We start from the raw sequence: 23877 nt of genomic DNA, 5'->3' as shown, positions 1-23877 counted from the left end.
CCCATCATTCTGAACGCTGACGCCTGAATTCAAGATGCGCGTAAAGGGTTACCCCACCACTGCAGTACACTTGATTTCCACGCACCCGCCCTTGGGCAGGGCGCTGACCTCGATGGCGGCGCGGGCCGGTTTGTGGGCGGAAAAGTACTCGGCATAAATGGCGTTGAATTCCAAAAACTTACCCATATCCGTGAGAAAAACTTCCACGGCGGTGGTCTTCTCCAGGCTGCTGCCGGCGGCGGTCAGGATCTGCTTCACGTTCTCCAGGGCCTGCCGGGCCTGGCTTGCCAAGTCTTCCCCCACCAGGTTGCCGGTGGACGGATCCATGCCCAGCTGGCCGCTGACAAAAACGAAGGGCGGGGCAATCACCGCTTGAGAATATGGGCCGATGGCCGCCGGTGCTTTATCGGTGTGGACCGTTTTCAACGTCATCTATATTTCCCTTTCTTTTTCATTGCTTATCGCATTGGAGCCCCCGGACCTACGCGGCCGGAAGCTGTCTCCGGATATCCAAAAAAACAACCTCAAAGGTATTATTCGCCTGTGGGCGATACAGCCGTTATTCTTATTCGCGGTTTGCCAAACGGTGGCGATCTGACAGTGCGTGGACCAAGGCCTTTCCGGCTTCATACGCCGCTTCCAGGGAGGTAGGCGATTGTTGAATCTGCCCCTCCGTTTCAATCCCCCTGAAAAGCAGGGATTTCCATAGTTCCATGTCCAACGCATCCATAAAATAGTTGACCGTCAGCTGCGCACCTTCAAACAACCGTTTCCCATTCGTGGATCCGACGGAGATAAATAAGCCCTTGCGTGGATAACTTTTCTGTCCAAAGGGTTTCTTTTCGATCCAGTATTTTTTGACCCATTGAGAATTGCAGCGATCCATGAGAATTTTCGTATGGGCGCTGACGGTGTAGAAAAAAATCGGTGAAGCCAACATCAAGCCGTCGATCCGCTGCAGCAGGGTTTCAACGTTTCTAAAATCGTCATCGATCACACATCTCCCGGCATCTTTGCACCCATAAATTTCAAGGCAGGGTGACATTTTCAGATCCCGCAGCACTATTTCGGTAACGCCGGCACCCGCATCACGGGCGCCGGAAACCGCATGCCTGAGCAGTGTGGAGGTGTTGCCCTGCCGGCGGGGACTGCCGTATACGGCGGCAATTTCAATCATTGATCCGTCTCCATGAATGGCTTCCACGTCGCATGTGCACTCGCTTTTGAGCATTCCCCGTGGCAAGCCGCGGGGAATGCTCTCGCTTCAGATGTTCAACACCCGACCATCGGCCCGGCTTCCCGGTCAGGACTTAAGTTTGGCGGCAACCGTAGCAACATGTCTGCCTTGGAAACGCGCCCCGGCCAGTTCATTTTCACTGGGCATCCGTTCCCCCGACCCGCCGGCAATAGTCGAGGCACCATAGGGCGATCCACCGGTAATCTCATCGATTCGCATCTGGCCCTGAAAGGCGTAAGGCAACCCGACAATCACGAATCCATGGTGCAACAGGGTGGTATGAAAGGACAAAATGGTTGATTCCTGTCCGCCGTGCTGCGTGGCCGAGCTGGTGAACACACTGCCGACTTTACCCACCAGCGCGCCCTGGGCCCAGAGCTGGCCGGTGGCATCCAGAAACTGGCGCATCTGCCCGCACATATTGCCGAAGCGCGTCGGCGTACCGAAGATCACGGCGTCTGCGGAAGCCAGTTCCTCAACGGTGCAAACCGGCACCTGCGCAAAGGCCTTCTGGGCTTCGACGGCACCCATTTTTTCGAGCACCGCCTGCGGAAGGGTTTCCGGAACACGCCGCAATACGGCGTCGGCACCGTCGACCTCTCTGACGCCCTCGGCAATCGCCTCGGCCATTTGGTGGATATGTCCATAGGTAGAGTAGTAAACAATCAGTACTTTCATAATTGCATTCTCCTTCTTCTTGATGGTTTTGTCTGGAACAACCCTTTGTTTTGATTCGGTGAAAATCAGTCTATCGCCACGCCGTCAGCATGCAGGCCGATTATTTTCAGCAGCCTGACCAGCTCGTTGCGCTCTTTCGGGTTCAATACCGCGGCGATTTTTTCAAGGTTCCGGGCGTGCCTGTCGTAGGCATTTTTTATGAGCTTGCGCCCGGAGTCAGTCAGATGCAGGTAAAATGAGCGTCCATCGGCAGAATCCTGAATCCGTTCAACGAGGCCCTTTTCCGCCAGGCGGTTGACCGCAGCGGTCATCGACCCGCTGGTCAGGAGGACCTTCCTGCCAATGGTGTTGATGGGCAGCGGGCCTTTGTGCAAAAGCGCCTCCAGAATGCCAAAATCGCTTGCATTCAGACTCGTCCCGGCAATACTGGCCCGGTCGACCCGTTCAACGGCCTTTGCTGCCCTGCCCAATATCAGGCGTATGTGCGATCCCGTTTCCATGGCACAAAGGTAAACGCATTAATCTTGATGTCAAGATAAATAATAATCCAGATAGCGTTCTACCTCCAACGACCGCCTGAAGATAGATCCGACCCACCCCTTCAAACGTCCGACGTAGAAAGTGTCCTGGCAAAGCAACTGGCCAGGATAATCGCTTTTTACATGGCGCTCGGCAAACTCGGGATTAGCCTTTTCCAGCAGGCGGATCTGCTGTTCGGTCAGCTTGAAGCCTTTGGTCATGGCCCTTTCTTCAAGCTGCAGCAGCCGTTTGTATTTGGTTTCCAGGTCCGCCTTGAGCCACACGTTTCTAACGGTCGTGGGGCATACGACCAGGCCTTGGAGGGCCAGTTGGTCGGCGATGCGCTGCTGACCGAAGGCGGGATGCTTGAGTGACAGGTCGATGATCCGTTTTATTGTGTTCATAGACGACCCTTTAATCTGTCAAGTGTGTAGACCTGACCCCGTTGTGTTCTGACCCCGTTGTGTTCGATCCCAACCCCTTTATTACTGCATTCGAGGGTTTTATAAAATGTGCCTGCTTGTTCCCAAGATTTACTTGACCTGACGGACACGGATTATGGTATCCTCAATTTGGTCAGACCAACTATAATATCAGGCTATTACAAATTATACGGTTTCCGGCCGCCCCCGACAGGTGACGTTTTCCCATAAATCTGATAAGCTCTGCTAAAGCGTACCAGAGGGACGGTTGACGATACATGCCCCATCGAAACACGAACGATAAATGATTGCATACCTTAGGATCGATCACGGGCTGCCGGTTCTAATGCAAGGGGTTGTCCGATTTATGAATACTGCAATGATCCGCAACGTTCATCTTTAAAAAATGTGTAGGTATTAGCCATGTCAAGAAAGCTTTCCTACGAAGAGTTGGAAAAAAGAGTCCAAGAATTAGAAGAGGTTGAATTAGAGCGCAAAGGGACCGCAAAAGAACTTGCGCAACTATTTTCCATGTCGCTGGACATGATCTGCATCGCTGATATCAACACAGCTTCCTTCATCAAGGTCAATCCTGCTTTCACAGAAGTGCTGGGTTTTTCTGAAGAGGAACTTTTGGAAAAACCCTTTTTCGAATTTATTCATCCTGAGGACATAAATGCGACCATGACCATTGTCGAGCAGGATTTGCAGAAGGGAACCAGCGCAATCAACTTCGAAAATCGATATCGTTGCAGGGACGGAAGCTATCGATGGTTGAGTTGGGTGAGTCATCCCTATCCCGAAAAAGGAGTAACTTATGCCATAGCCCGCGACATCTCGGCATTGAAATACAATCAAGAGGAACTGGAGAAAAATCAGGCTCTCCTTGATGCCACCGGACAGATGGCCAAGGTGGGAGGGTGGCAACTGGATGCCAATACACTCGAATTGACTTGGACCAAGGAAACCCACCGTATCCACGAAGTCCCTCTGGGTTCCAACCCCCCTCTGAAGGAGGCGATCAACTTCTTTCATCCTGAAGATAGGCAGCGGATGCAGGAGGCAATTCAGCGGGCCCTCGATCATGGTGAGCCCTATGACATGGAGGCCCGGTTTATTACCGCCCGAGGAAAAGATTTGTGGACACGCACGATATGCCATCCCGAAATCATCGATGGGAAAACAGCAAAGCTGATCGGAACCTTCCAGGACATCACAGATCAAAAAAAGGCCGAAGAAGCCCTCAAAGAGAGCGAAGAACGTTACCGAAAGCTTCACGATGCCTCTTTTGGCGGCCTTTTTATTCATGACCAGGGAATCGTTTTAGATTGCAATCAAGGTCTTTCTGATATTTCTGGTTATACACATGATGAACTGATCGGCATGGATGCGCTCAACACCCTCATAGCTCCTGAGTGGCGCGATACTGTTAGGAAGAATATTGCGTCCGGTTTTGGGAAACCATATGAAGTTGAAGGGGTGCGAAAAGAGGGGACGATATATCCTCTCTATATTCATGGAAAAAATATTCCCTATAAGGGGCGTATTGTTCGAGCGGTCGAATATAGAGACATCACCGAAAAGAAACTGGCTGACAAGGAAAAAGAAGATCTCGAAGGAAAACTGCGCCAAGCCCAGAAAATGGAAGCGGTAGGACGGCTGGCGGGCGGCGTGGCCCATGACTTCAACAACATGTTGGGCGTGATTTTAGGCTATGTGGGCATGGCGCTGACAGACCTGGACCCGTCCCATCGGATTTATCCCGACTTGGAGCAAATCAGAAAGGCCGGTGAACGCTCGGCCGACCTTACCCGCCAACTATTATCGTTTGCTCGTAAACAAACCGTGTCCCCCAAGGTGCTCGATCTTAATAAGATCATAGCGGGTATGACCAGTATGCTAAAGCGCCTTATCGGGGAGGATATCGATCTGGCATGGCTGCCGGACAAGAATGTGTCGCCGGTAAAGATGGATCCCAGCCAGCTCGACCAGATTCTGGCCAATCTTTGCGTCAACGCCCGGGATGCCATCGCAGATGTGGGCAGAGTCACTATCGAAACAGGCAACGCTGCGTTTGACAAGGGCTACTGCAGCGATCATCCAGGTTTTTTGCCTGGCGAGTACGTGCTTCTGGCTGTTAGCGACGACGGCTGCGGCATGGAACCGGAGATGCTGGAGAACATCTTCGAACCTTTTTTCACAACCAAGGAATCCGGCAAGGGTACGGGGCTGGGGTTGGCAACGGTATATGGGGTGGTCAGGCAAAACAATGGCTTCGTCAATGTTTACAGCGAACCGGGCCATGGGACGACCTTCAAGATTTACCTCCCACGGCACCGGACGCGGGAGGACGCCTTTCCGGATAAGGAATCGAGCCAACCGATTGAGCGCGGCCACGAGACGATCCTTGTCGTGGAAGACGAGCCGGCGATCCTGAAAATGACGGTGAAGATGCTCGAAAGACTGGGCCATCAGGTTTTGGCGGCCAGTACGCCGGGCGAAGCCATTCAAATTGCCCAGGCGTATTCCGGCGAGATCGACCTACTCGTGACCGATGTGGTCATGCCTGAAATGAACGGACGGGACCTTGCAAAAAACATCCTTCCTTTTTACCCCAATCTCCATTGCTTGTTTATGTCCGGATACACGGCCAACGTCATCGCCCACCACGGTGTTTTAGACAAAGGCGTTAATTTCATACCGAAACCCTTCTCTGAGGAAAGCCTTGGCGCTAAAGTGAGGGAGGCGCTGAACGAGGACAGAGAGAAAGGTTGAACACATATCGTTCCCATCCAATCGTTGGCAACGATAACACGGCTGAACTGTAAGGCGCGGCCTTTAGCTGTCCGCACCAGTGAATTGTTCGGCCAAGCCGATGCTTAGCATGATATCCATTATAAGGGAACTTCAGGGACGCTCATCGGTTGCTCGGATTATCAGATGTCCTCATCTAAAAGTGTCAACCCCTGCGCTTCGACAATCCGCAGGCCCCTGGCCGCGGACTCGCTGGCCGTCGAGGAAGCGATGTTTAGTTGTTTGGATAGCGCCACCGCACTCATCCCAAATTCCCGCGTCGCCCAATAGCACAATACGCTGCGCGCCTTCACCGTTTTGCGTTGTTTTCCGCCGGTCAACAACTCCTTTAACGTAAGGCCGAACATGCCGGTCACCCGCTCGGCCAACCATTGGAAATCGGACCCTCTGGCCCGAAGCATATGTTTGCGATCCCAATTCTATCGGGCGGCTTGCAATACGCTATCGACGAAATCTCCCTGACCTAAGATACGCTCATCGCCCTTCATCCGGCTTTCGCCTTTACGCATGGTTTTTAACGCAGCCCATCCTCCGGCGCTTCGCACCAATCCGCCTCCAGTTAAATCGGGGCGGCGGCCTTGGGAGATGCCCTTTTTTACAAACTCCAGATAGTGTCTTCTTGCCTGCACAATCTTCCCGCCAAATAGATTCAAGACGTAATCGATATCCTGAAACCTATGGATAACGTTGCCCATGATCGCGCTATGACCACAGAAAGTGTAGGTATTCAACGCCTTTTTTTCAGCGACGATTCCGGCCCGCAAGGGATTGAGGTGAATGTGCCGCACCAGTTCCAATAGATAGGGATCTTCCTCGCACAAAATAGACTTGTATCGATTCTGAAACAGGTGCCCGGATCGTCGATGCCGCCGGTTAAAACTCACCGCGTAGCCGGTTTAAAGTCTGCGCATCACCGTGGCAATGGGAACGGTTCCCGTCCTCAATAACAGGTGGGTGTGATTCGTCATAAATGCCCAAGCATAACAAGACGTTTTGCTATCTGTCAGGATGCCTTCAAGCCGATCCAGAAAATCATCCCGGTCAGAATCATCAAAAAAGATCTTTCTGCGATTGATTCCCCTTAAAATGATATGGTGCACCGCTCCGGGGGCGTCTATGCGGGCTTTCCGTGGCATAGCAACCATTTAGCAGACCGAACTAAAATTGTAAACCGTATATCCGACGTACGTCCCCTATTACGACGTACGTCCCCTATTACCCAGGGTCTGGCTTTCACCAACAGCAACTGTACATCAGTGGTCAAATACCTTTACGGCCGGCTCCGCCAGAACGGGCATTTGTAACTTTTGGTCATTGATGGTTGCTTCTGGAAATTTAAATGAAATATATCCCGAAATAAGTTGACCATCTTCTGTTCCCTTTCTAATAATGGCGTGTTCTATTTTGCGCATATGTTCTTTTTCCATCAACATTTCCCGATAAAAATGAAAGAAAGGGGTTTGCAATGAAAGCATCTAAAGTCTCAGCAATTTTGCTGGTTCTCGCTTCGTTTTTCCTGGTCACCCAGGCATACGGGAAAGAGAAAAGGATCCTTTTTCATGCCGGGTTGGGACAACGGGGGGCGCTAAATGAAATCAAAGGGGTTTTCGAAAAAGAAAATCCGGATATCAAAGTTAATTTCTCCTACAAGGGTTCAGGATATTTTATTGCAGATATCACCCGGTCGAAACAGGGAGATCTTTTCATGCCCGGAGAGGAATTCTACCTGATGCAGGCGGTGGAAAGAGGTTTTCTCACTGACTATAATCCCGCAACCGACATCCCGGCCTATTTCATCACCGTAATTATCACCCCCAAAGGAAATCCGAAAAACATTAAAAAAATAGAGGATTTCGCCAGGCCCGGTGTCAGGGTGGGGCTCGGAAATCCAAGGTCGTGCGCCATCGGGATCTGGCACCAGAAAACGTTCAAAAAAGCGGGTATCTGGGACAAAGTCAAAGAGAACGCAACCATGAGTGCCAAATGCATCCCGGAACTGGGCAACGCGGCTCAGCACCGGGCAATTGATGCAACCATTGTTTGGGGAACCACCGCGGTTCTTTATCTTAGAGATGTGGAGATTATACCCATCGAACAGAAATATCGCGGCGTTATTAGGCTGCCGGTGGGGGTGCTCAAGTTTGCCAGGTATAAAGAGGAGGCCCACGAATTGATGGGCTATATTCTATCCGAAAAGGGGCGGGCCATTTTTCATAAACACGCCTATGCAGTCAACCCGGTCATCCCTGTTGACAAACAGGGGTTCTGCCTGGATGGGATCACCGACCAGGATATGGAGTACCTGGTGAATGCGGCAAAGGCAGTAAAAAATCCTTCATTTCCGGTGAATAAAAAAACCGTCGGTGATTTGGAAGAAGAGGTTTTACGGCAGAAAAAAACAACCAGGGCGGGAGATTAAGGCAAGGAGGCGTTCAAGTGGGTCTACGATCTCGAGGGGGCTGGTGGCCGGCCCTGTGTATAGGAACTACCGGCAGCATTCTAGCTGTCTATATCCTGCTGGTGACAAGCAACTGGATCTATCTGGGGTGGCATGATACCTTGTATTTCTTCTCAAAATCGAGGATGTGGGAGCGGTTCTGGCTGACGGTATGGACAGCGACAATCTCAACCTCTTTTTCTTTGTTTATCGGTATTCCCGCCGGATATGCCCTTTCTCGATTTCGATTTCCATGCCGCTATCTATTTGCCAGCATCATCGACCTGCCGATTGTGGTTTCTCCAGCCGTCGTGGGTGCATTTCTCTTCGGGATCACAACCCGGTTCCCTTTTGACTGGATCAGTGAATTTTACGGCATCTATATCGGCAGAAACGTATATGGCGTCCTTCTGGTTCAGTTTACGGTAACCGCCGCTTTTTGCGCCCGCCTCATGAAGGCCAGTTTCGATATGATACCCATCCGGTTTGAAATGGTTTCCAACAGCTTGGGCGCCCCTCCCTTCCGGACATTCTTTAAAGTGGTTCTTCCCATGGCGAAAAACGGAATAATCGCCAGCATGATTGTGGTCTGGGCCAGGGCGGCCGCTGAGTGGGAAGGGCTTATGCTGTTTGTCGGGGCAACCGAAGGAAAAACGGACATCATGCCATTTGCCATCTATCTCGACTGGAACGGAGGGATGATGGGATGGGTAACCTCAATGAGTATTGTCTGCATCCTCATGGCCGTATCAGCGATATCGGCAATGAAAATAATTGGAGGAAGAAGCAATGTCTGGTAATGGGCAGCGCCGAAAAGTCTTTAACTCCTTTTTTTACAGTTTTGCCGGTTTTCTGTTCCTGTATTCCGCCTATCTGTTTTTAAGCAATATCGATCAGCTTTTTGTAACCGAAGCGGCCATAAAAACCCGCGAGGTAACGGATATCTGGGGTGAAGACAGGGAGGTCTTAAACCAGTTTGCGGGAGGTTTCTGGAAAGACGTATATTTCTGGAAGTCGCTCAACCTTACGCTGGCAACAACGCTGATTACCACCTTTATCGCTACGATACTGGGCATCCCGACGGCTTATGCACTTTCGCGATACCGCATTCCGGGAAAATCGGTCGTTGAAATCCTCTTCTCGTCGCTAATCGTTATGCCGGGATCGGTGATCGGTATCTGCCTTATTGTAATGTTCAACTACGGACCGTTATGGGAGATGCAGAATTGGTTGGGATTCAAATTCGCCCACAGCATCTTTCCGGGAATGGTCATCGCTTCGCTGGTGCTTTCCTTCGCCTTTGGGATGAGCGCCTGGAAGGCAACCTTTGACAGCGTCAATCCCCGATTTGAGCAGGTAGCGAGGTCCCTTGGAAGCAGCCGTTGGAGAGCATTCAGGACAACAACCCTTCCCCTGGCAAAAAGCGGCATCGTGGCCGGAATCATACTGGCATGGACCCGGGCAATGGCCGAGTTCAGTGCCGTCCTCTTTTTTTGCGGGACATTTCGGGAACTGCCGGCTTCACGATTTTCCGATTTTACGAAATTGCTGCAGATGGATCAGGCGGATTGGGTTTCAGTGGCGGTGTGGGCACAAGTGGAGTTCGGCAATATCGAATATGGTTTTGCCCTGGCCTTTGTCCTGGTTTTTATAGGCGGGATTTCTGTCTATGTGATGCACAGGATCGGTGCGAAAGGATATGTATGGTAGGAAATACGATGATCGAAATCAAAAATCTGAATGGAACTCTCGGAGAATTTCAACTCCACGATGTTAATTTAAGTGTCAGAAAAGGTGAATACCTGGCGATTCTTGGTCCGACCGGGGCGGGAAAGACGGTTCTGGTCGAATATGTAGCCGGTATTTTCAAACCGGATAAAGGAAGCATAATGGTTGACGGAGAGGATATCACCTCTCTTTATCCCGAAGAACGAAACATCGGCTATGTCCCCCAGGACTATGCTCTTTTTCCGAATCTGACGGTGGAAAAAAATATCGCTTATGGTCTGGAGGCACGGAGAATGCCGTCAGAGCAGGTCAATGCTGTTGTTTCTGAGATGATTTCCCAGCTCAAAATTGAATATATCCGACATCGAATGCCACTGAATTTAAGCGGGGGTGAAAAGCAGCGGGTGGCATTGGGCCGGGCCCTGGCCACGAAACCGAGGCTTCTTCTTCTGGATGAGCCCTTAAGCGCCCTGGATGAGAACCTGAGGACAGAAATGGCAAGGGAACTGCGCCGGCTGCAAAGAGATGTCAATGGGACCTTTATTCATGTATGCCATAATTTCGAAGAGGCCTCGGATGTAGCGGACAGGATAGCCATTATGAACGAGGGTTCGATCGTCCAGACCGGCACACTGAAACAGGTCATGGAAGCGCCAAAAAACGAATTTTTAGCCCGATTCGTAAAGTCTCAAAACATTTTCTCCGGCATTGCGCATGGTTCCGGTTTAAAAATAGGAGAAACAGCCCTTGTCAAAAAGAGTACATTCGAAGGCGATGTAATCGTTGCCATACGGCCCGAAAGCATAAAAATTTCCCGTGAAAACAGCCAGAAAGGAGAAAACTTATTTTCCGGAACGGTCGAGAACAGCTTACTAAAACCCTATTTTTCTGAAGTCGTAGTGGATATCGGCATTCCTCTAATCATCTATACAATGAAGGGAAAAACGTTTAACAGGGGAGACAAGGTAAACGTAAGAATCCCGCCGGAAAAAATTGTGGTGATTGAAAAATTGTAAAAAAGGGTTCAATCCACGCCCCCGCGCGGGGGGCGACCTCAACAGTGCGTATTCCGCCGCATTGTGACCACTCATTCCGCTGCAAACTGTCCACCGATTCCGCTGGATTGTGACCACCCATTCCGGAACATTGTGACCACCGATTCCGCTGCATTGTGACCACCTTCATCGGGTGAGCCGACGCTGGATCAATCGAACTTTTTACGGTAATCCTTTCCATTTCCATTTTGGGGAGGATCGATGGCAAAGGACCGATTATCCATGCGAAAACTCAAATAAGTGCTCAGGCTCAAATTCGACCATCAGCTGACTAACCGTAATATCGCCAAAAGCTGCGCCATCTCCCACGTCACTGTGGGAAAGTACTTGGGGTATAATGGGGACATTCTATAATCCTTATGTCAACAAAAAATTTTAACAAACGATAACAGTAGGTTAAAATCTATTCTGATTGTCAGCACGCACTTCTCCTCCTGATTCTGATAAAATAATGGCGAGACATTCTCTTCCTTCGGCGAACTTACGATCTGATCGTTACGGTTATCCGGCATGACCCGAACCGGCGGATCCGCCCATCATTCCTTATCCAGATTCTCAAGTTCGGAAGAGAGGCCCTTGATTGTCCCTCCCGAGGTTGTTTCACCTCAACGTCCATGCACGGGCTCTCTCGCCGATTCGGTACAAATAGGCGTTACACGTTCGATGCCCTTGCCATGGGAATGGCAGGCCCCGGATTGTCCCTCCCGAAATCGATGTTTCCACGGAGATGAACGGGCTCTGCCATAAGATGGTTTGGATTGAACGGTTCGCTCTTTTTCAGCATTGTCCAGGCTATCACCAGCATTTTTGCAGCAATCTTGACGCGGGCCTTGGTTTTGCGACCGCTGGGGGTCCGACCGCTGGGGGTCGCACCAAATTAACGTACCATAATTATTACATTATAGTTGCTTTCGCCCGCTTTTTACCTGCTTAAACGTTCCATTTTTACCCCAAAAATCCATTCTAAGGATATTCTGCACTACAAATCGGATGCCATCAATTCGCAGGGTTAAATTTCACGACGTCTCATCCCCATATTTCTCCACTGTCTCACGGAGTTGATACCTGTCACCAATATTTTTTCGAGCCCTCCGGCCGATAGCTTTGATGCCCATCTTCGCTTGCACGGACTCAACAAATGATTGGCTACCGATGGCAATGCTTTTGCTGTATTGCTCCTCACGCTCAGGGGCACATTTCAACTGACTGGAAATCCATCTATGGTGGGTTAATGCCAAGTCGGTATTGGAATCCACATGCAGCAGTTCCCGCAACGTCTCATGATCGATCAGGCGATAACGCTCCTTGGGTTGCTGGATCTCGTGATATCCACTCCACTTCCATTCGCACGGATGCTTCACCACTCCGGCACGGACCATGTTCAAATCCACGTATACCAGACAGCGCCAAAGATGCTTTCCGGTTTCGATGACCGTGGCATGATAGCGATCCTGCCAGAAAGCGCCTTTGCGGCCCTTGCGCCGATTGTACTCCTGGGCCGTTCGGCCGGCGACCAACTGCATGGCCTTGGGAATCGACTCCGGGTTTTTTGGAGAGGCTACGATCAAATGGATATGATTGGAGGTGACGATGAAGTTGAGAATGGATAAACGATAACGTCGTTTGGCTTCGAAAAGTAGTTCCATCCATCGGGAGCGGTCTTTGGCGAACTTGAGCAAAAACTCCCGGCGATGGCAACGGTGAGTAATATGCCAGACATACCCCGGAATAAAGTGTCGGTATGCGCGTGCCATGAACCCATTTCTGCTTAAAAGATGGTTTTCGACATCAAAATAGATGGGCTAAGGGTATTTCTTAGGCCCCTATTACATACTTTTTTCTATTATGTCAATTGGTTAATTTGGTGCGACCCCTTTTAACCCATAGCAAGTAGCCATGCGGGGATTCTGAAAATTGGATTATTTACGATCTTTCCGATTAAAATGGACCCTCCATCAGTTTCATCAATTTGCCCTGTAATATAAGCGGATGAGATATTCTTGTTCGGTCCTTTGGGCCAAATTTTAATCTGATTATTTTCGATTGTTCCCCAAAACCATGGATCTTTCATTATTCTGAGAATGCGTATAATCGAAGCAGTATCTGTTAGATCCTTGATAATACGCAATGCAGATTCAGAATCGCATTTAAGATGTATTTCAACGTTCTTCATTTATATTTTTGTAAGCATAAACGTCTGGTTATATGAATATTTATATCTTATTGAAATTGATTGTATAATTTCGTTTATTACCAAATATTTTCTTTGTTTTGAATCCAAATTTCGTGACAAGTGATTGAAGCTCATTAATATCGAGTTTATCAGGGTCTCCTGCTAATTCAGATATTGAGAGAATGCCATTCATCTTCATGACTCTATGAATTTCTTGTAAGTATTTTTCTTTATTTTCCACCTCTCCAATGACAGTTACCATAAAAACTCTATCAAAAAAATGAGAATCAATGTCGAAGTTTGATCCACTCGTTAAGAGATAAACTACATTATTAATTTTTCGTTTTTGAAGGCGCTTTTTTGCAAAGTTTAGCATTTCTTCTTGGATATCAAGAAGAACAAGCTTACCGTTTGGAATTTTCCTTGCTATATGTGGACTGAAATAGCCAGGCCCAGGCCCAATTTCTAAGACATTGAAGTTTTCTTTAAGTTCTAGCCTATGAATTAATTTTTTAGGAGAAAGGAACAGATTTCGAAAAGGGATTAATAAGGTAAAGGCATATCGAGGTGGAAATACGCCTTTTCCTGAAATACTATTTTGGCAATGAGTAGATGTTTTCTTAGACATATAACGATTGAAGTGTGCGGCGCTGATTTTTGCGTCCACACCAGTGACTGGTTATGCAAACTTGTTCATTTCCCTTTCGTAGCACTGTGGGCAGACCCCATGCGAGGGCATAGCGCCTGAGATATCAAGGACATATTTTTCTACCGAGACCCACTCGCCTGTTTTCTCTCTGACTTTCTTGCAATAACTGCATATCGGATAAATCTTACTCAAATCATCGAGCAAGCGATCTCGGCGGTCTATCTCCCCTTGGGCAAAAATGATGCGAAGGGACAATTCAACCATTCTCTTGATCTGTTCGATCAGTCTGATGTGCAATTTATTATGAACATTCTGCTTGTTGTCTATGAAACATACTGTTCCGAACTGTCCTCCATCGGGGCGATTTATAGGCACCCCTATGTAAGAGATCATGTGCAGTTCGACGGCAGCAGGATTGTCTTTCCAATTAGAATCTTGGAGTGCATTTGGAATTAGATTAAGCCTTCTGCTCTTCAGAGTGTGCTCGCAGTACCATCCAGAATTAGGATACTGCGCGGCGAACCCTGCGGGATAGGGATTGTCATCAGCTTCACTGGAAAGGAGGATTTCAATTCCCTTACCGTCAACACGGGTGATTAGCCCAGCAGGAACACCAAAGATCGCAGCCGTATCATTAAGCATTTTCTGCCATTCATGCAAAACGTCTTCGGTAAGCGTTTTACGATTGAAAGGGTTTGCATCCATATTTTTCATATTCACCACCATGTAATAGTACCAGTAGTAATTGGCATAACGCTAAACTAACCGGCGCAAAAGGTTGGAGGGAGCGCAGCGAACGAAAATCTTTTGCGTCCGATTTCAATGCCGGGTTATGCGCGTGATGCAACAATTTATTTCAAATATTTATTCAGTATCCTTTCATAGGTCCCATCTTCAATAATTTCTTTCATAACAATATTAATACTTTTTATGAAATCATGCTTATTTTTTACATTTTTACTATTTTTACTTAACCCTAAATAGACTTCTTTTTTAGGTACCAGTGGCGTAGGCAATCCTACCATTTTTCCCGTAAAGCCGAATTTTTTAATATTAAATAGAACTGTGTCAGGATTTGCAACAAAACAGTCTATTCTCCCTGATTCCAGTTTCATAAGGTTCATTTCAGTCGTTCTTGCTTCCTCTAATAATATTTTTTTTTCTTTAGCAGCCTGCATAAATTCATTAGAAACAAAAAAACCGGAATGATTACCAACTTTTTTTCCATATAAATCCTCAATATTATTATAGATAAATTCACTTCCTTTTTTTACAAAAATATTAATGCTTGAATAATGAATTGGAAATTCAGAATATATTAAAAAATCTTCCCTTTCTTTTTTATAATATATTTGGAGAATTCCGTCAGCCGTTCCATTTTTCATATAATTTAGTCCTCTTATAAAAGGAACTAAATCTATCCTTGCAGTAAATCCGAGTCGTTTTGAAATCTCTGAAAAAAAGTCGTAATCAATTCCTGTTATCTTTCCATTCTCTTCAAATGAATAGGGAATCTGGTCAGCTATCCCTACAAAACGGATATATTCATCTGCAAAAGCATATATGGATATACTCTGGAAATATATTGTAGATAATATCAACATTAATATTCTGATATTTTTCATGATATTATCCATTTATGTTAGGTATTTTTGAACAAATTATTAAGCACATAACGCTGAGCTGTGGGGCGGCGAGGTACGAGCCGTCCCACACCAGCGCGAGGTTATAACCTCTTATATAAGTTTATTGACTATGCAGGGGTGAAAATACCTTCGCAGTTTCTGCATAATTTCGCTTTTCCATCGTTGCATACAGGGCAATACCTATAACCATCACCCTATCCATATTTCAGAGCCGAATCCATGCAGCGATGCACCGGTTGTTATTAAAAACTGAGCTGGGTAATAGGTCACCATAATTAATATGCTGGAGTTGGGCACAGGAGCAATAAAACGGTTGACGGCGATTAGGGAATCGGAGGCAATAAACAGGCAGGCACCCGCAACCACCAACCAATGGTTGACGCCGCTTAATGCAGCCAATACCCCCATGGCCACAATAACCAGCAGATAAGCCACAACCGGCACAAGCATATCACCTAAGTTCGGTATCATGACAAATCCTATTAAACAGCCATAAACCATAATGGTTGCGGCAACCATGCCACGCGGGCCTTTAAACTGGATGCTCTTCGTGAAAGCGGCGATATAAAACAGATGAGCCACTAAAAAGGCCCCAAGTCCCGTGGCAAAAAGCGAATCACCTTCAAGCTCTAACACGATATCGCCGACCCCGGAAAAAATAAGACCCAACCCTATCAGTTTGCCGCGTAATCCGGCAATGTTCAAAAAGGCCAATACCGCCAGGCTATAGATCGGCACCGCCTTCACGAGATAGACAAAGGGATATGGTCGCATATGTAACGTGGCAATAAAGATCACGGCAAAACTGAAAAATATAAGATAAAAGATTTTGCTTGTTCCGGTCATTTTTTAGTTTTACTCCAAGCAAAGGCAGACTTGACCCCTTTGATCACTATAACGGGGGCGTGTGCTGCCGGGCGGCGTGGGCTGAAATGCAGTTTTGCCCCGGTTGAATGCCCGAAAAACGCCACGCTTACCCTCGTGCGCCAGCACGGTCAGCACCACGCGGGGTTAGGCGTACGGGTGTGCTTTGTTTTCCTACTTTACTTTGTGCAGATCAATGAGATTGTGTCGTCAACTCCTGACCAATCCAAACGACTTTTTTCGCAAGCACATCAAAATCATCTTGTGTGCTGCGATGATTTGCTATGGCGATGCGCAAACAATATCGACCGTGTAACGTTGTGTAAGATGGCGCGGCAATACCTCGTTCCTGTAGTCGCATTAGAATCTCTTTGTTTATTGTATTAAGGGTCTCTTCCTCCAGCCCACCCGGATTGAAGCGAAAGCAAACAATATCCATGCCGATGGGTGCTAATAGTTCCATATCCGGTTCTTTCTCCACCAACTTACCAAAGTAATGGGCTTGTTCAACATTTCGTGCGATCATGCGCCCAAATCGGTCAAGACCATGCTCTTTGATAGACATCCAAACTTTAAGCGCGCGAAACTGACGTGACAATTGCAGACCATAGTCAGTGAACCAGAGGCGTCCTGCTGCCAGACCACGCATTTCATGTTCAAGATATTCCGGGGTCAGGGAAAAGGTGTTTCGATGAGCATCTTCATGGCGCACAAGGACACACCCTGCCTCAAATGGAATATGCATCCATTTATGAAGATCAAGCGCAACCGAATCCGCTCTTTCAATTCCACAAAGTTGTGGTTTCACATTCTCTGCGAGAACGGCGATCGCCCCGATAGCGCCATCGACATGAAACCAAAGTCTTTCGCGCTTGCATATGTCAGCGATAGCGTTCAAATCATCAATTGCCCCGGTATTAACGGTACCAGAACTTCCGATGATGCAAATAGGTAAGCAACCTGCTTGGCGGTCAGCGGCTATGGTTGCTTCCAGTGCATTTAGGTCAATTGTAAAATCATCATTGACGGGTATTCTTCGAAAACTTTGGTTGCCTAATCCAAGCAATTCGACCGCCTTTTGGTTACAACTGTGTACCTCAGTCGATGCATATACGGTTAATTGCTGCTGAGCCGCTTGCATCCCCAGTTCTCGGACATTGAATCCTGCTTTGGCATTCCGAGCGACAGCTAGTCCGACAAAATTAGCCATGGAACCGCCGCTTACCAGCAGACCACTCGAATTTGACGGAAAGTCGAGCATTGCCTTGATCCAATCAACCACTTGTCCTTCAACCAGGTTAGCCGCATGATTGCCTCCGCCAAGATTTGGATTCATGATCGACGCCATAAAATCAGCAAGAGCACCGAATATTGTGCCATTACCCATATACCACGCCCAAAAGCGCGGATGAATATTTCCCATTGGATAAGGAAACACAGTCTCTAAAAACTCCTGATATACGACATCAGCGTCAGTAGGGTTGTTGGGGGCTGGCTCATCGAAGTGAGCTGCTACATCAGCTGGAACCGGTTGCCAAACTGGACGTTCGCGAACGGTTTCAAGATAAGTGATGGCATCATCGACCATTCGATGTGCCAACGTACGCATCTTGTCCCAGTCCTTCGGATCAAGTGTTTCATAATGCTCTTCAATATTCATGTTAATCTCCTTGTGTACCTATAAAAAAGTAGCCTAACGGTTGAGGTAACCTGCCGGCTACATAAAGTTCGCACTAACACTGGCCTTTACGTAAAACCGCGATATTTTCCCGGTCAGGTTAAGCGATTGGTTGGGCGACGCCTTAAAGCCATTTTTGCAAGAACTGCGTCTGCACCCTGCTTGCCTCTTCGTACAGTTCTCCAGGATAGTAAAGTAGGCCGAAATGCCCACCAGCTATATCATACCACTGTTTGGGGCCGGAAAGAAGTTCGAAAGCCTGTCTCGCGACGGAATAGTTCGCGTGCACCATCTCGTCTTCAGGGGCAACCATCAATAGCGTTGGTGCCTTGACAAATGGTGCGCAAAGGATCGGGTGGTAAGGAACCGAAGTCGCCGGAATTACTCTCGTCACATTATTGACCCAATTGGTTCCATGGCGGCCCCCATAGTCGATAAACCAGCGAAATGCTTGAATCGGTTCGAGCAATGAGGGTGTTCCAACCTGATCAAAGGAGACCACTGGAATTGGCCCTGTGGTTGTTTCAGGTGATCTTTGAACACTTCCATGTGAGAAAATGTCGCTAAAGATCTTGAAGTTGTCTCTGGTCGACTCCACTGGCGGTGGCTTCTCGCCGAACACTGGGCACTGCGCAACGATAGCCTTAACCCGTTGGTCTATTGCACCGACCACAACTACCTGCCCGCCCGTGAAACTGTCGCCCCACAGTGCAATCCTGTTTTTATCAACATCTTCGAGAGTGACAGCGAAATTAATTGCGTCACGGTAGCCGCGGCACTGAATCCATGGATTAATTTCCTGCCGCGGTTCACCCCCGCTTCGTCCGAAGTTGCGGTGATCGTATAGCAGGACCGCCAAGCCGGACCGACAGAAGGCATTTGCATATTTGTCAGCGACCATGTAAATCGTGGCCGATGTTCCATGAGCCATAACCACAATTGGTAGTTTACCGGGCTTCGTCTCAGGCAGGAAAAGAAGTCCCCTAATGGTTGCCCCTTCGGATAGAAATTCGATTTCTTTTATCATCTCTCAATCCTTGTCATTAACGCCCAACGATACCATCACCGGAAACAAACCCAAAGCGAAGCGGCGGGTTTGTTTTCTGGTGCATGGTTTTGTTAGCTGAATTTCCGAGTCCGTACCGCAGCGGGCAGTAAAAAAGGCCATTCGCAAAAGCGGAATCGCCAAGGCCGGCAGCTGCCATTCCCTGCGCCACAGCTTCGCCACCCATCTGCTCGAATCGGGCTACGACATCCGCACGGTGCAGGAACTCCTGGGCCACAAGGACGTGTCCACAACCATGATTTACACCCATGTCCTGAACAAGGGCGGCAAAGGTGTACAGAGCCCCAGCGACATGCTTTTTCAAAATCAATCGGGGAACCAGCCATGACCTCCGATCTTACTCCTCGCCAGGTAAGCGTGCTGGAATACGTCGTCGCCTTCCAGCAGGAACACCGCATGGCGCCAACCGTACGGGAAATCTGCGCCCACCTGGGCCTGAGCGGTCCGGCCGGCATCCACCGAATCCTGAACTTTCTCAAGGACAAGGGGTACATTCTGGCCGAACCGGGCAAAAAACGCTCCTGGCGGTTCAGCAAGGAAAACACGGGCAAGGGCATTCCCCTGGTCGGCACCATTGCCGCCGGCGTCCCCCTGGAGGCAATCGAGAACTTCGAAGAGGAGCTGGCCATATCCCCCATCACATTCGGCTGCGATAATTGCTTTGGTTTGCATATCAATGGGGATTCCATGATCGAGGCCCATATCCTGGACGGGGACCTGGCCATCATTCGCCCTCAGCGGCAGGTGGAAAACGGTGAAATCGCGGCGGTGACGGTGGAAGGGACGCTGCCGGAAGCGACCTTGAAAATCGTCCACCGCGACCAGCATTCGATGTCGCTCGTTCCGGCCAACAGCGCTTACGCGCCGCTGGTATTCAAGGGACCCCAACGTAAACGCGTGGCGATTGTCGGCAAGCTGGTGGGAGTTGTTCGCCGGTGTTGAAACCTTGCCGTACTCGGGATCAGTCGAGCATCCGCTTCAAGCCGCCATACGCATGGGCTTGTGAAAAGTTCTTCAAAAGTTCTCGGACCTGCTCAGCCTGCGCTTTCCTGACCATGAGCCGCATGGGCACGGAATTGAAGATATAGGGTGCAACCGTCTCTCCTATAATGAAGTAGTCGATTGATTCCGCATCCAGGATGGACCTGAGAAAGACACGATCACCGGCATTGTGAACTTCCAGGACCATTTCAAAATCGCTTGTGCTTTTCGTTTTCGACATGTGATCCCTCGGCATTGAAAAACCGCCTTATTGCGGCTGGAAGCCGCTCCAACGTGAAACCGGATATCGCTGCGCTCCGTCCTGACAGGCGTTACCGCTTTATTAGCCACAAAACCGTCGGTACCGGCAAAAGCATCAGCAGGTCAGGTGAAAGCAGGCACCCACTTTCAATCCCTGTGCGCGTTTACGATTGTATATCTCCACGGCGCGCGGATTGGGTTCGGCAATCAAGTCGATTCCCCTTTCCGCAAGAAACGAAGAAAGATCCGCATCCGGTCGCATGCGTCCGCGGGTGCCCGTTCCGGCCACGATCAATTGCGGGGCGGCGTCGATGAGCGCCAGGATGTCGTCTACGTGCAGGGCGTGGCCACGCTGCCGCCACCAGCCGTCCTTCACGCGCCCGTCGGGGAAAATGAACAGATCGGAGGTATAGGTCCGGCCGTCTATGGTCATGGTGCCGAATGCGGTGGATTCGATCATGGTTTCTCCGCTGAAAACATGCTAAATATGGCATCCTGATTGAAAGAAAGTAACGATCAAACAGGACTTTTCAACCGGTCGGAAAATCAAAGGAGCCGCCATGATCCATGAAACCCATCACATCGACACCCGGTTGATCCATGCCGGGGAGCCCGAAAAAAGAATCTGCGGAGCCGTGAGTCTGCCGGTGTTCCAGTCGTCCACCTACGAATACGCCGGTCAGTCCAGCTATGACGAACTGAAATACATCCGCATGAACAACACCCCCAACCACGAGGTGCTTCACAAGAAACTGGCGGCCCTCGAAAATGCCGAGGCCGCCTTGGTGATGGCCAGCGGCATGGCGGCCATCTCCACGACCCTGCTGGCCCTCTTCTCCCCCGGCGACCACATCCTGGTGCAGGATTGCCTGTATGGCGGCACCCAGGATTTCATCGTCTCGGATTTTGTCCCGCTGGGTTTTCAGTTCGATTTCATCGACGCGGATGACCCCGCATCCTGGGCGTCCAAACTCAAGCCCAACACCCGGGGCCTGTATGTGGAAACCATCACCAACCCGCTGCTTCAGGTAGGCGACCTGAAAGCCCTGGCCGCGTTTGCCGGGGCCAACGGCCTGATCGCCATGATCGACAACACCTTCGCCACGCCGGTCAATTTCCGGCCGGCCGAATGGGGATACGACATCTCCCTGCACAGCTGCACCAAATATCTCAACGGGCATTCGGACATCGTGGCCGGGGCGGTCATCGGCAAGGACACGCTGCTGAAAAAGATTGCCCACAAGCTCATCCACTTAGGCGGAAGCCTGGATCCCCACGCCTGTTTTCTCCTGCACCGGGGGATGAAAACCCTGGCCCTGCGGGTTCGGTACCAGAACCGCAGCGCCCTGGCCATCGCCGAAGCCCTCGTTGCCCATCCCGCCGTCGACCGGGTCAACTACCCCGGCCTGCCCGACCAACCCGGTCATGGCCGGGCCAGGGAACTGCTGGAGGGCTTCGGCGGCATGGTCAGCTTCGAATTGAAAGGCGGCCTCGAAGCCGCCGAACGATTCATGCAGCGGGTCACCGTTCCCATCGTGGCACCCAGCCTGGGCGGCGTGGAGACCCTGATTACCCGGCCGGCCACCACGTCCCATGCCGGCATGAGCGCCGGAGAGCGGCAGGCCGCAGGCATTACCGACTCCCTGATTCGCCTTTCCGTGGGCATCGAAGATACCCGGGATCTGATCGACGATTTTGAAAACGCATTGAAAAAATAGCAAAGGATCGCCATGGCATCAGCAAAACCGCCCACGGTTGTCATCAGCGGCAGCGGCCTGTGGACCCCCGACCATATCATCACCAACGACGAACTGGTTGCCGCTTACAACGAATGGGCCAACCGCTATAACGCCCGGCATGCCGACGCCATCGCGGCAGGCAAGATGGAAGAGAAACCGCAAAGTTCATCGGAATTCATTGAAAAAGCCTCCGGCATCAAGCAGCGCTATGCGTATATCAAAGAAGGCATCCTGGATGTGGACCGCATGCGTCCGTTCATCCCCGAACGGCCGGATGACGCCCTTTCCGACCAGGCGGAAATAGCCGTCCGTGCCGCCCGACAGGCCATGGCGGTCGCCGGCAAGACGGCCGCCGGCATCGATGCGGTCATCGTCTCCTGCGCCTACACCCAGCGGTCCTATCCCGCCATTGCCATCGAGGTGCAGGAGGCTTTAGGCATCGATGGCTTCGGTTTCGACATGCTGGTGGCCTGCTCGGCGGCCACCTTTGCCCTGCACCGCGCCTATGAAATGGTCGCAGCCGGAACGGCCCGCTGCGTGCTGACCATCAACCCGGAACTGACCTCGCCCCAGGTCAATTTCTGTGATCGGGACAGCCACTTCATCTTCGGCGACGTGGCCACGGCAGCGGTTGTCGAGCGTGCCGACACCTGCACGGCGCCGCACGGCTACGACATCCTCGGCACCCGGGCCAAAACCAAGTTCTCCAGCCATGTGCGCTCCAACTTCGGCTATGTCAGCCGGGCTAACGATGTGGACCCGTTCGGCACCGACAAACTGTTTCATCAGAACGGACGCCGGGTATTCAAAGAAGTCTGCCCCATGGCCATTCAGCATTTGACGGACCATATCTCCGAGCATGGACTGAACGTGCCCGACATCAAACGCTGGTGGCTTCACCAGGCCAATATCAACATGAACCAGCATATCGGCGGCAAGCTGCTGGGGCGCGAGGCCACCTTCGATGAAGCGCCCATCGTGCTGGACCGGTACGCCAACACCGCCTCGGCCGGTTCCTTGATCGCCTTTCACCTTTACCACCAGGACCTGAAACCCGGCGACCATGGTGTCATCTGCTCTTTCGGTGCGGGCTATTCCATCGGCAGCCTCGTGGTTCGAAAACGGTAATCATGACTTGAATAATGCCTGAGCGGAAAAGCAAACAGCCATTACGCCTGTGGGCGGCGCTGCTGGCCCCGGTCGTTCTCTTTTTGTCGGCCTGCGGTGTGGTGAAAACCACGTACCGGCTGACCAAGGGCACCGTGGTCCTGGCCTACAAGGTGACCAAATTCGCCGGCAGTACCGTTTATACCGTCGGCGGGTTCACCTTTGACGTGATCACCGCCCCGCTTTCCTGGCCCCTGACCCACGACGACATCGACACCATCGACGGCCTGTCGCCCAAGGAAGCCATCGCCCAGAACCGCGTCAAGGCCTCGCCCTACGTGGTCCGGGGCAAGCGCTATGTGCCCATGACAGTGGCGCAGGCGCAGACCTACCGCGAAAAAGGAATCGCCTCCTGGTACGGAAATGAAACCTACCGGCAGCGGGGCGGCCACATGACCGCCAACGGCGAAGCCTTCAACCCGGACGGCCTGAGCGCCGCCCACAAGCACCTGCCCCTGCCCATGTTCGTGCGGGTGACCAACCTGTCCAACCGTCGCAGCATCATCGTGCGCGTCAACGACCGGGGGCCATTTGTCGAAGGACGGATGATCGACTTGAGCGCCGGTGCTGCCAAAAAACTGGGTTTCTATGAACAGGGAACGGCCCGGGTGCTGGTGGAGGCGGTCGACCTGGAAGGGTGATGGCGCTGGCAGTATTTGAAGAGCGCGCCGACGCATGGACAGGTCAAAGAATCGAAATTACGGAATCCGCACTCAGGAGCCGTAGGAGCGACTTCCCGCCGTGATCGGATTTCTCAAATTCC

Annotated in this window: 28 protein-coding genes and 1 pseudogene; 10 read left to right on the top strand and 19 right to left on the bottom strand. The window is 50.4% G+C overall.

Annotated features, from left to right (window positions below; genetic code table 11):
• Positions 1–48: 48 nt before the first annotated feature.
• The 5 genes from ACHZBS_RS16570 to ACHZBS_RS16550 all read right to left on the bottom strand — a co-directional run bounded on the left by ACHZBS_RS16570 (position 49) and on the right by ACHZBS_RS16550 (position 2838).
• Positions 49–432, bottom strand: a complete 384-nt coding sequence (locus tag ACHZBS_RS16570) for a RidA family protein (protein ID WP_319407631.1) — start codon at positions 430–432, stop codon at positions 49–51.
• A gap of 133 nt (positions 433–565) precedes the next feature.
• Entirely contained in the window at positions 566–1177 is a 612-nt protein-coding gene (locus tag ACHZBS_RS16565; RefSeq protein WP_319407630.1) for a flavodoxin family protein, read from the bottom strand.
• A gap of 126 nt (positions 1178–1303) precedes the next feature.
• Positions 1304–1915, bottom strand: coding sequence for an NAD(P)H:quinone oxidoreductase (gene wrbA, locus ACHZBS_RS16560; protein ID WP_319407629.1), 612 nt, complete (start codon positions 1913–1915; stop codon positions 1304–1306).
• A gap of 65 nt (positions 1916–1980) precedes the next feature.
• Positions 1981–2415, bottom strand: coding sequence for a MarR family transcriptional regulator (locus ACHZBS_RS16555; protein ID WP_319407628.1), 435 nt, complete (start codon positions 2413–2415; stop codon positions 1981–1983).
• Positions 2416–2445: 30 nt separating this feature from the next.
• Entirely contained in the window at positions 2446–2838 is a 393-nt protein-coding gene (locus tag ACHZBS_RS16550; RefSeq protein WP_319407627.1) for a hypothetical protein, read from the bottom strand.
• Positions 2839–3279: 441 nt separating this feature from the next.
• Here ACHZBS_RS16550 and ACHZBS_RS16545 point away from each other — a divergent pair, with 441 nt between their 5' ends.
• The gene (locus ACHZBS_RS16545) at positions 3280–5631 is read left to right on the top strand and encodes a PAS domain S-box protein (RefSeq protein ID WP_319407626.1); all 2352 of its coding nucleotides are present in this window, start codon (positions 3280–3282) and stop codon (positions 5629–5631) included.
• 161 nt (positions 5632–5792) lie between these two features.
• On the opposite strand, the gene ACHZBS_RS16540 is transcribed toward ACHZBS_RS16545, so the two are convergent.
• From ACHZBS_RS16540 to ACHZBS_RS16525, 4 genes are all read right to left on the bottom strand, one after another.
• Positions 5793–6071, bottom strand: a complete 279-nt coding sequence (locus ACHZBS_RS16540; protein ID WP_319407625.1) for a hypothetical protein — start codon at positions 6069–6071, stop codon at positions 5793–5795.
• 18 nt (positions 6072–6089) lie between these two features.
• Complete coding sequence (locus ACHZBS_RS16535; RefSeq protein WP_319407624.1) at positions 6090–6467, bottom strand: hypothetical protein; 378 nt, start codon at positions 6465–6467, stop codon at positions 6090–6092.
• A gap of 99 nt (positions 6468–6566) precedes the next feature.
• Positions 6567–6806 carry a transposase gene (locus ACHZBS_RS16530; protein WP_319407623.1) on the bottom strand — a complete coding sequence of 80 codons (240 nt, stop codon included), beginning with the start codon at positions 6804–6806 and terminating at the stop codon, positions 6567–6569.
• 117 nt (positions 6807–6923) lie between these two features.
• Positions 6924–7097, bottom strand: a complete 174-nt coding sequence (locus tag ACHZBS_RS16525; RefSeq protein WP_319407622.1) for a hypothetical protein — start codon at positions 7095–7097, stop codon at positions 6924–6926.
• Between the two features lie 38 nt (positions 7098–7135).
• Between ACHZBS_RS16525 and modA the strand changes: the two genes are divergently transcribed.
• The 4 genes from modA to ACHZBS_RS16505 are packed head-to-tail and all read left to right on the top strand — an operon-like array spanning position 7136 to position 10851.
• On the top strand, positions 7136–8089 hold the full coding sequence (modA, locus tag ACHZBS_RS16520; protein ID WP_319407621.1) for a molybdate ABC transporter substrate-binding protein: 954 nt from the start codon (positions 7136–7138) through the stop codon (positions 8087–8089).
• A gap of 17 nt (positions 8090–8106) precedes the next feature.
• Positions 8107–8907 (top strand): ABC transporter permease, encoded by an 801-nt coding sequence (locus ACHZBS_RS16515; protein WP_319407620.1) that lies wholly within the window; start codon positions 8107–8109, stop codon positions 8905–8907.
• Positions 8897–9817 carry an ABC transporter permease subunit gene (locus ACHZBS_RS16510; protein ID WP_319407619.1) on the top strand — a complete coding sequence of 307 codons (921 nt, stop codon included), beginning with the start codon at positions 8897–8899 and terminating at the stop codon, positions 9815–9817. Before ACHZBS_RS16515 ends, ACHZBS_RS16510 begins: the two co-directional genes overlap by 11 nt.
• An 8-nt stretch (positions 9818–9825) precedes the next feature.
• Entirely contained in the window at positions 9826–10851 is a 1026-nt protein-coding gene (locus ACHZBS_RS16505) for an ABC transporter ATP-binding protein (protein ID WP_319407618.1), read from the top strand.
• A 1055-nt stretch (positions 10852–11906) separates the two neighbouring features.
• On the opposite strand, the gene ACHZBS_RS16500 is transcribed toward ACHZBS_RS16505, so the two are convergent.
• From ACHZBS_RS16500 to ACHZBS_RS16465, 8 genes are all read right to left on the bottom strand, one after another.
• Positions 11907–12644, bottom strand: a complete 738-nt coding sequence (locus tag ACHZBS_RS16500; RefSeq protein WP_319407617.1) for a transposase — start codon at positions 12642–12644, stop codon at positions 11907–11909.
• 122 nt (positions 12645–12766) lie between these two features.
• Positions 12767–13063: a hypothetical protein gene (locus ACHZBS_RS16495; protein ID WP_394708004.1), complete on the bottom strand. Its 297-nt coding sequence runs from the start codon at positions 13061–13063 to the stop codon at positions 12767–12769.
• Positions 13064–13103: 40 nt separating this feature from the next.
• Positions 13104–13730: a methyltransferase domain-containing protein gene (locus tag ACHZBS_RS16490; RefSeq protein WP_319407616.1), complete on the bottom strand. Its 627-nt coding sequence runs from the start codon at positions 13728–13730 to the stop codon at positions 13104–13106.
• Between the two features lie 12 nt (positions 13731–13742).
• Complete coding sequence (locus ACHZBS_RS16485; RefSeq protein ID WP_319407615.1) at positions 13743–14426, bottom strand: GAF domain-containing protein; 684 nt, start codon at positions 14424–14426, stop codon at positions 13743–13745.
• Between the two features lie 137 nt (positions 14427–14563).
• A complete protein-coding gene (locus tag ACHZBS_RS16480; RefSeq protein ID WP_319407614.1) occupies positions 14564–15337 on the bottom strand; it encodes a transporter substrate-binding domain-containing protein in 774 nt (257 codons plus the stop codon).
• A gap of 210 nt (positions 15338–15547) precedes the next feature.
• On the bottom strand, positions 15548–16204 hold the full coding sequence (locus ACHZBS_RS16475) for a lysoplasmalogenase (protein ID WP_319407613.1): 657 nt from the start codon (positions 16202–16204) through the stop codon (positions 15548–15550).
• A 211-nt stretch (positions 16205–16415) separates the two neighbouring features.
• Entirely contained in the window at positions 16416–17882 is a 1467-nt protein-coding gene (locus ACHZBS_RS16470; RefSeq protein WP_319407612.1) for a pyridoxal-dependent decarboxylase, read from the bottom strand.
• Between the two features lie 142 nt (positions 17883–18024).
• Positions 18025–18927: an alpha/beta fold hydrolase gene (locus ACHZBS_RS16465; protein ID WP_319407611.1), complete on the bottom strand. Its 903-nt coding sequence runs from the start codon at positions 18925–18927 to the stop codon at positions 18025–18027.
• 118 nt (positions 18928–19045) lie between these two features.
• Here ACHZBS_RS16465 and ACHZBS_RS16460 point away from each other — a divergent pair.
• Both ACHZBS_RS16460 and lexA read left to right on the top strand, forming a co-directional pair.
• Positions 19046–19294 (top strand): annotated as a pseudogene (locus tag ACHZBS_RS16460) (tyrosine-type recombinase/integrase); the annotation flags it as partial.
• Positions 19291–19908, top strand: coding sequence for a transcriptional repressor LexA (lexA, locus tag ACHZBS_RS16455; RefSeq protein ID WP_319407610.1), 618 nt, complete (start codon positions 19291–19293; stop codon positions 19906–19908). The pseudogene ACHZBS_RS16460 and the gene lexA, both read left to right, overlap by 4 nt.
• 19 nt (positions 19909–19927) lie before the next feature.
• On the opposite strand, the gene ACHZBS_RS16450 is transcribed toward lexA, so the two are convergent.
• A complete protein-coding gene (locus ACHZBS_RS16450) occupies positions 19928–20188 on the bottom strand; it encodes a hypothetical protein (protein ID WP_319407609.1) in 261 nt (86 codons plus the stop codon).
• 135 nt (positions 20189–20323) lie between these two features.
• On the bottom strand, positions 20324–20668 hold the full coding sequence (locus tag ACHZBS_RS16445; protein WP_319407608.1) for an MTH938/NDUFAF3 family protein: 345 nt from the start codon (positions 20666–20668) through the stop codon (positions 20324–20326).
• 100 nt (positions 20669–20768) lie between these two features.
• Here ACHZBS_RS16445 and ACHZBS_RS16440 point away from each other — a divergent pair, with 100 nt between their 5' ends.
• From ACHZBS_RS16440 to ACHZBS_RS16430, 3 genes are read left to right on the top strand one after another with little or no spacing between them, the layout of a single operon-like run.
• Entirely contained in the window at positions 20769–21926 is a 1158-nt protein-coding gene (locus ACHZBS_RS16440) for an aminotransferase class I/II-fold pyridoxal phosphate-dependent enzyme (protein ID WP_319407607.1), read from the top strand.
• 12 nt (positions 21927–21938) lie between these two features.
• A complete protein-coding gene (locus ACHZBS_RS16435; RefSeq protein WP_319407606.1) occupies positions 21939–23075 on the top strand; it encodes a beta-ketoacyl-ACP synthase III in 1137 nt (378 codons plus the stop codon).
• A gap of 14 nt (positions 23076–23089) precedes the next feature.
• Positions 23090–23755, top strand: a complete 666-nt coding sequence (locus ACHZBS_RS16430; RefSeq protein ID WP_319407605.1) for a septal ring lytic transglycosylase RlpA family protein — start codon at positions 23090–23092, stop codon at positions 23753–23755.
• Positions 23756–23877 lie beyond the last annotated feature (122 nt).

It is taken from the genome of uncultured Desulfosarcina sp. (genome assembly GCF_963664155.2).
In the GTDB taxonomy this organism is placed as follows: domain Bacteria; phylum Desulfobacterota; class Desulfobacteria; order Desulfobacterales; family Desulfosarcinaceae; genus Desulfosarcina.
Note: the sequence above shows the minus strand (reverse complement) of the source record. Positions and strands in the feature narration are given on the sequence as shown.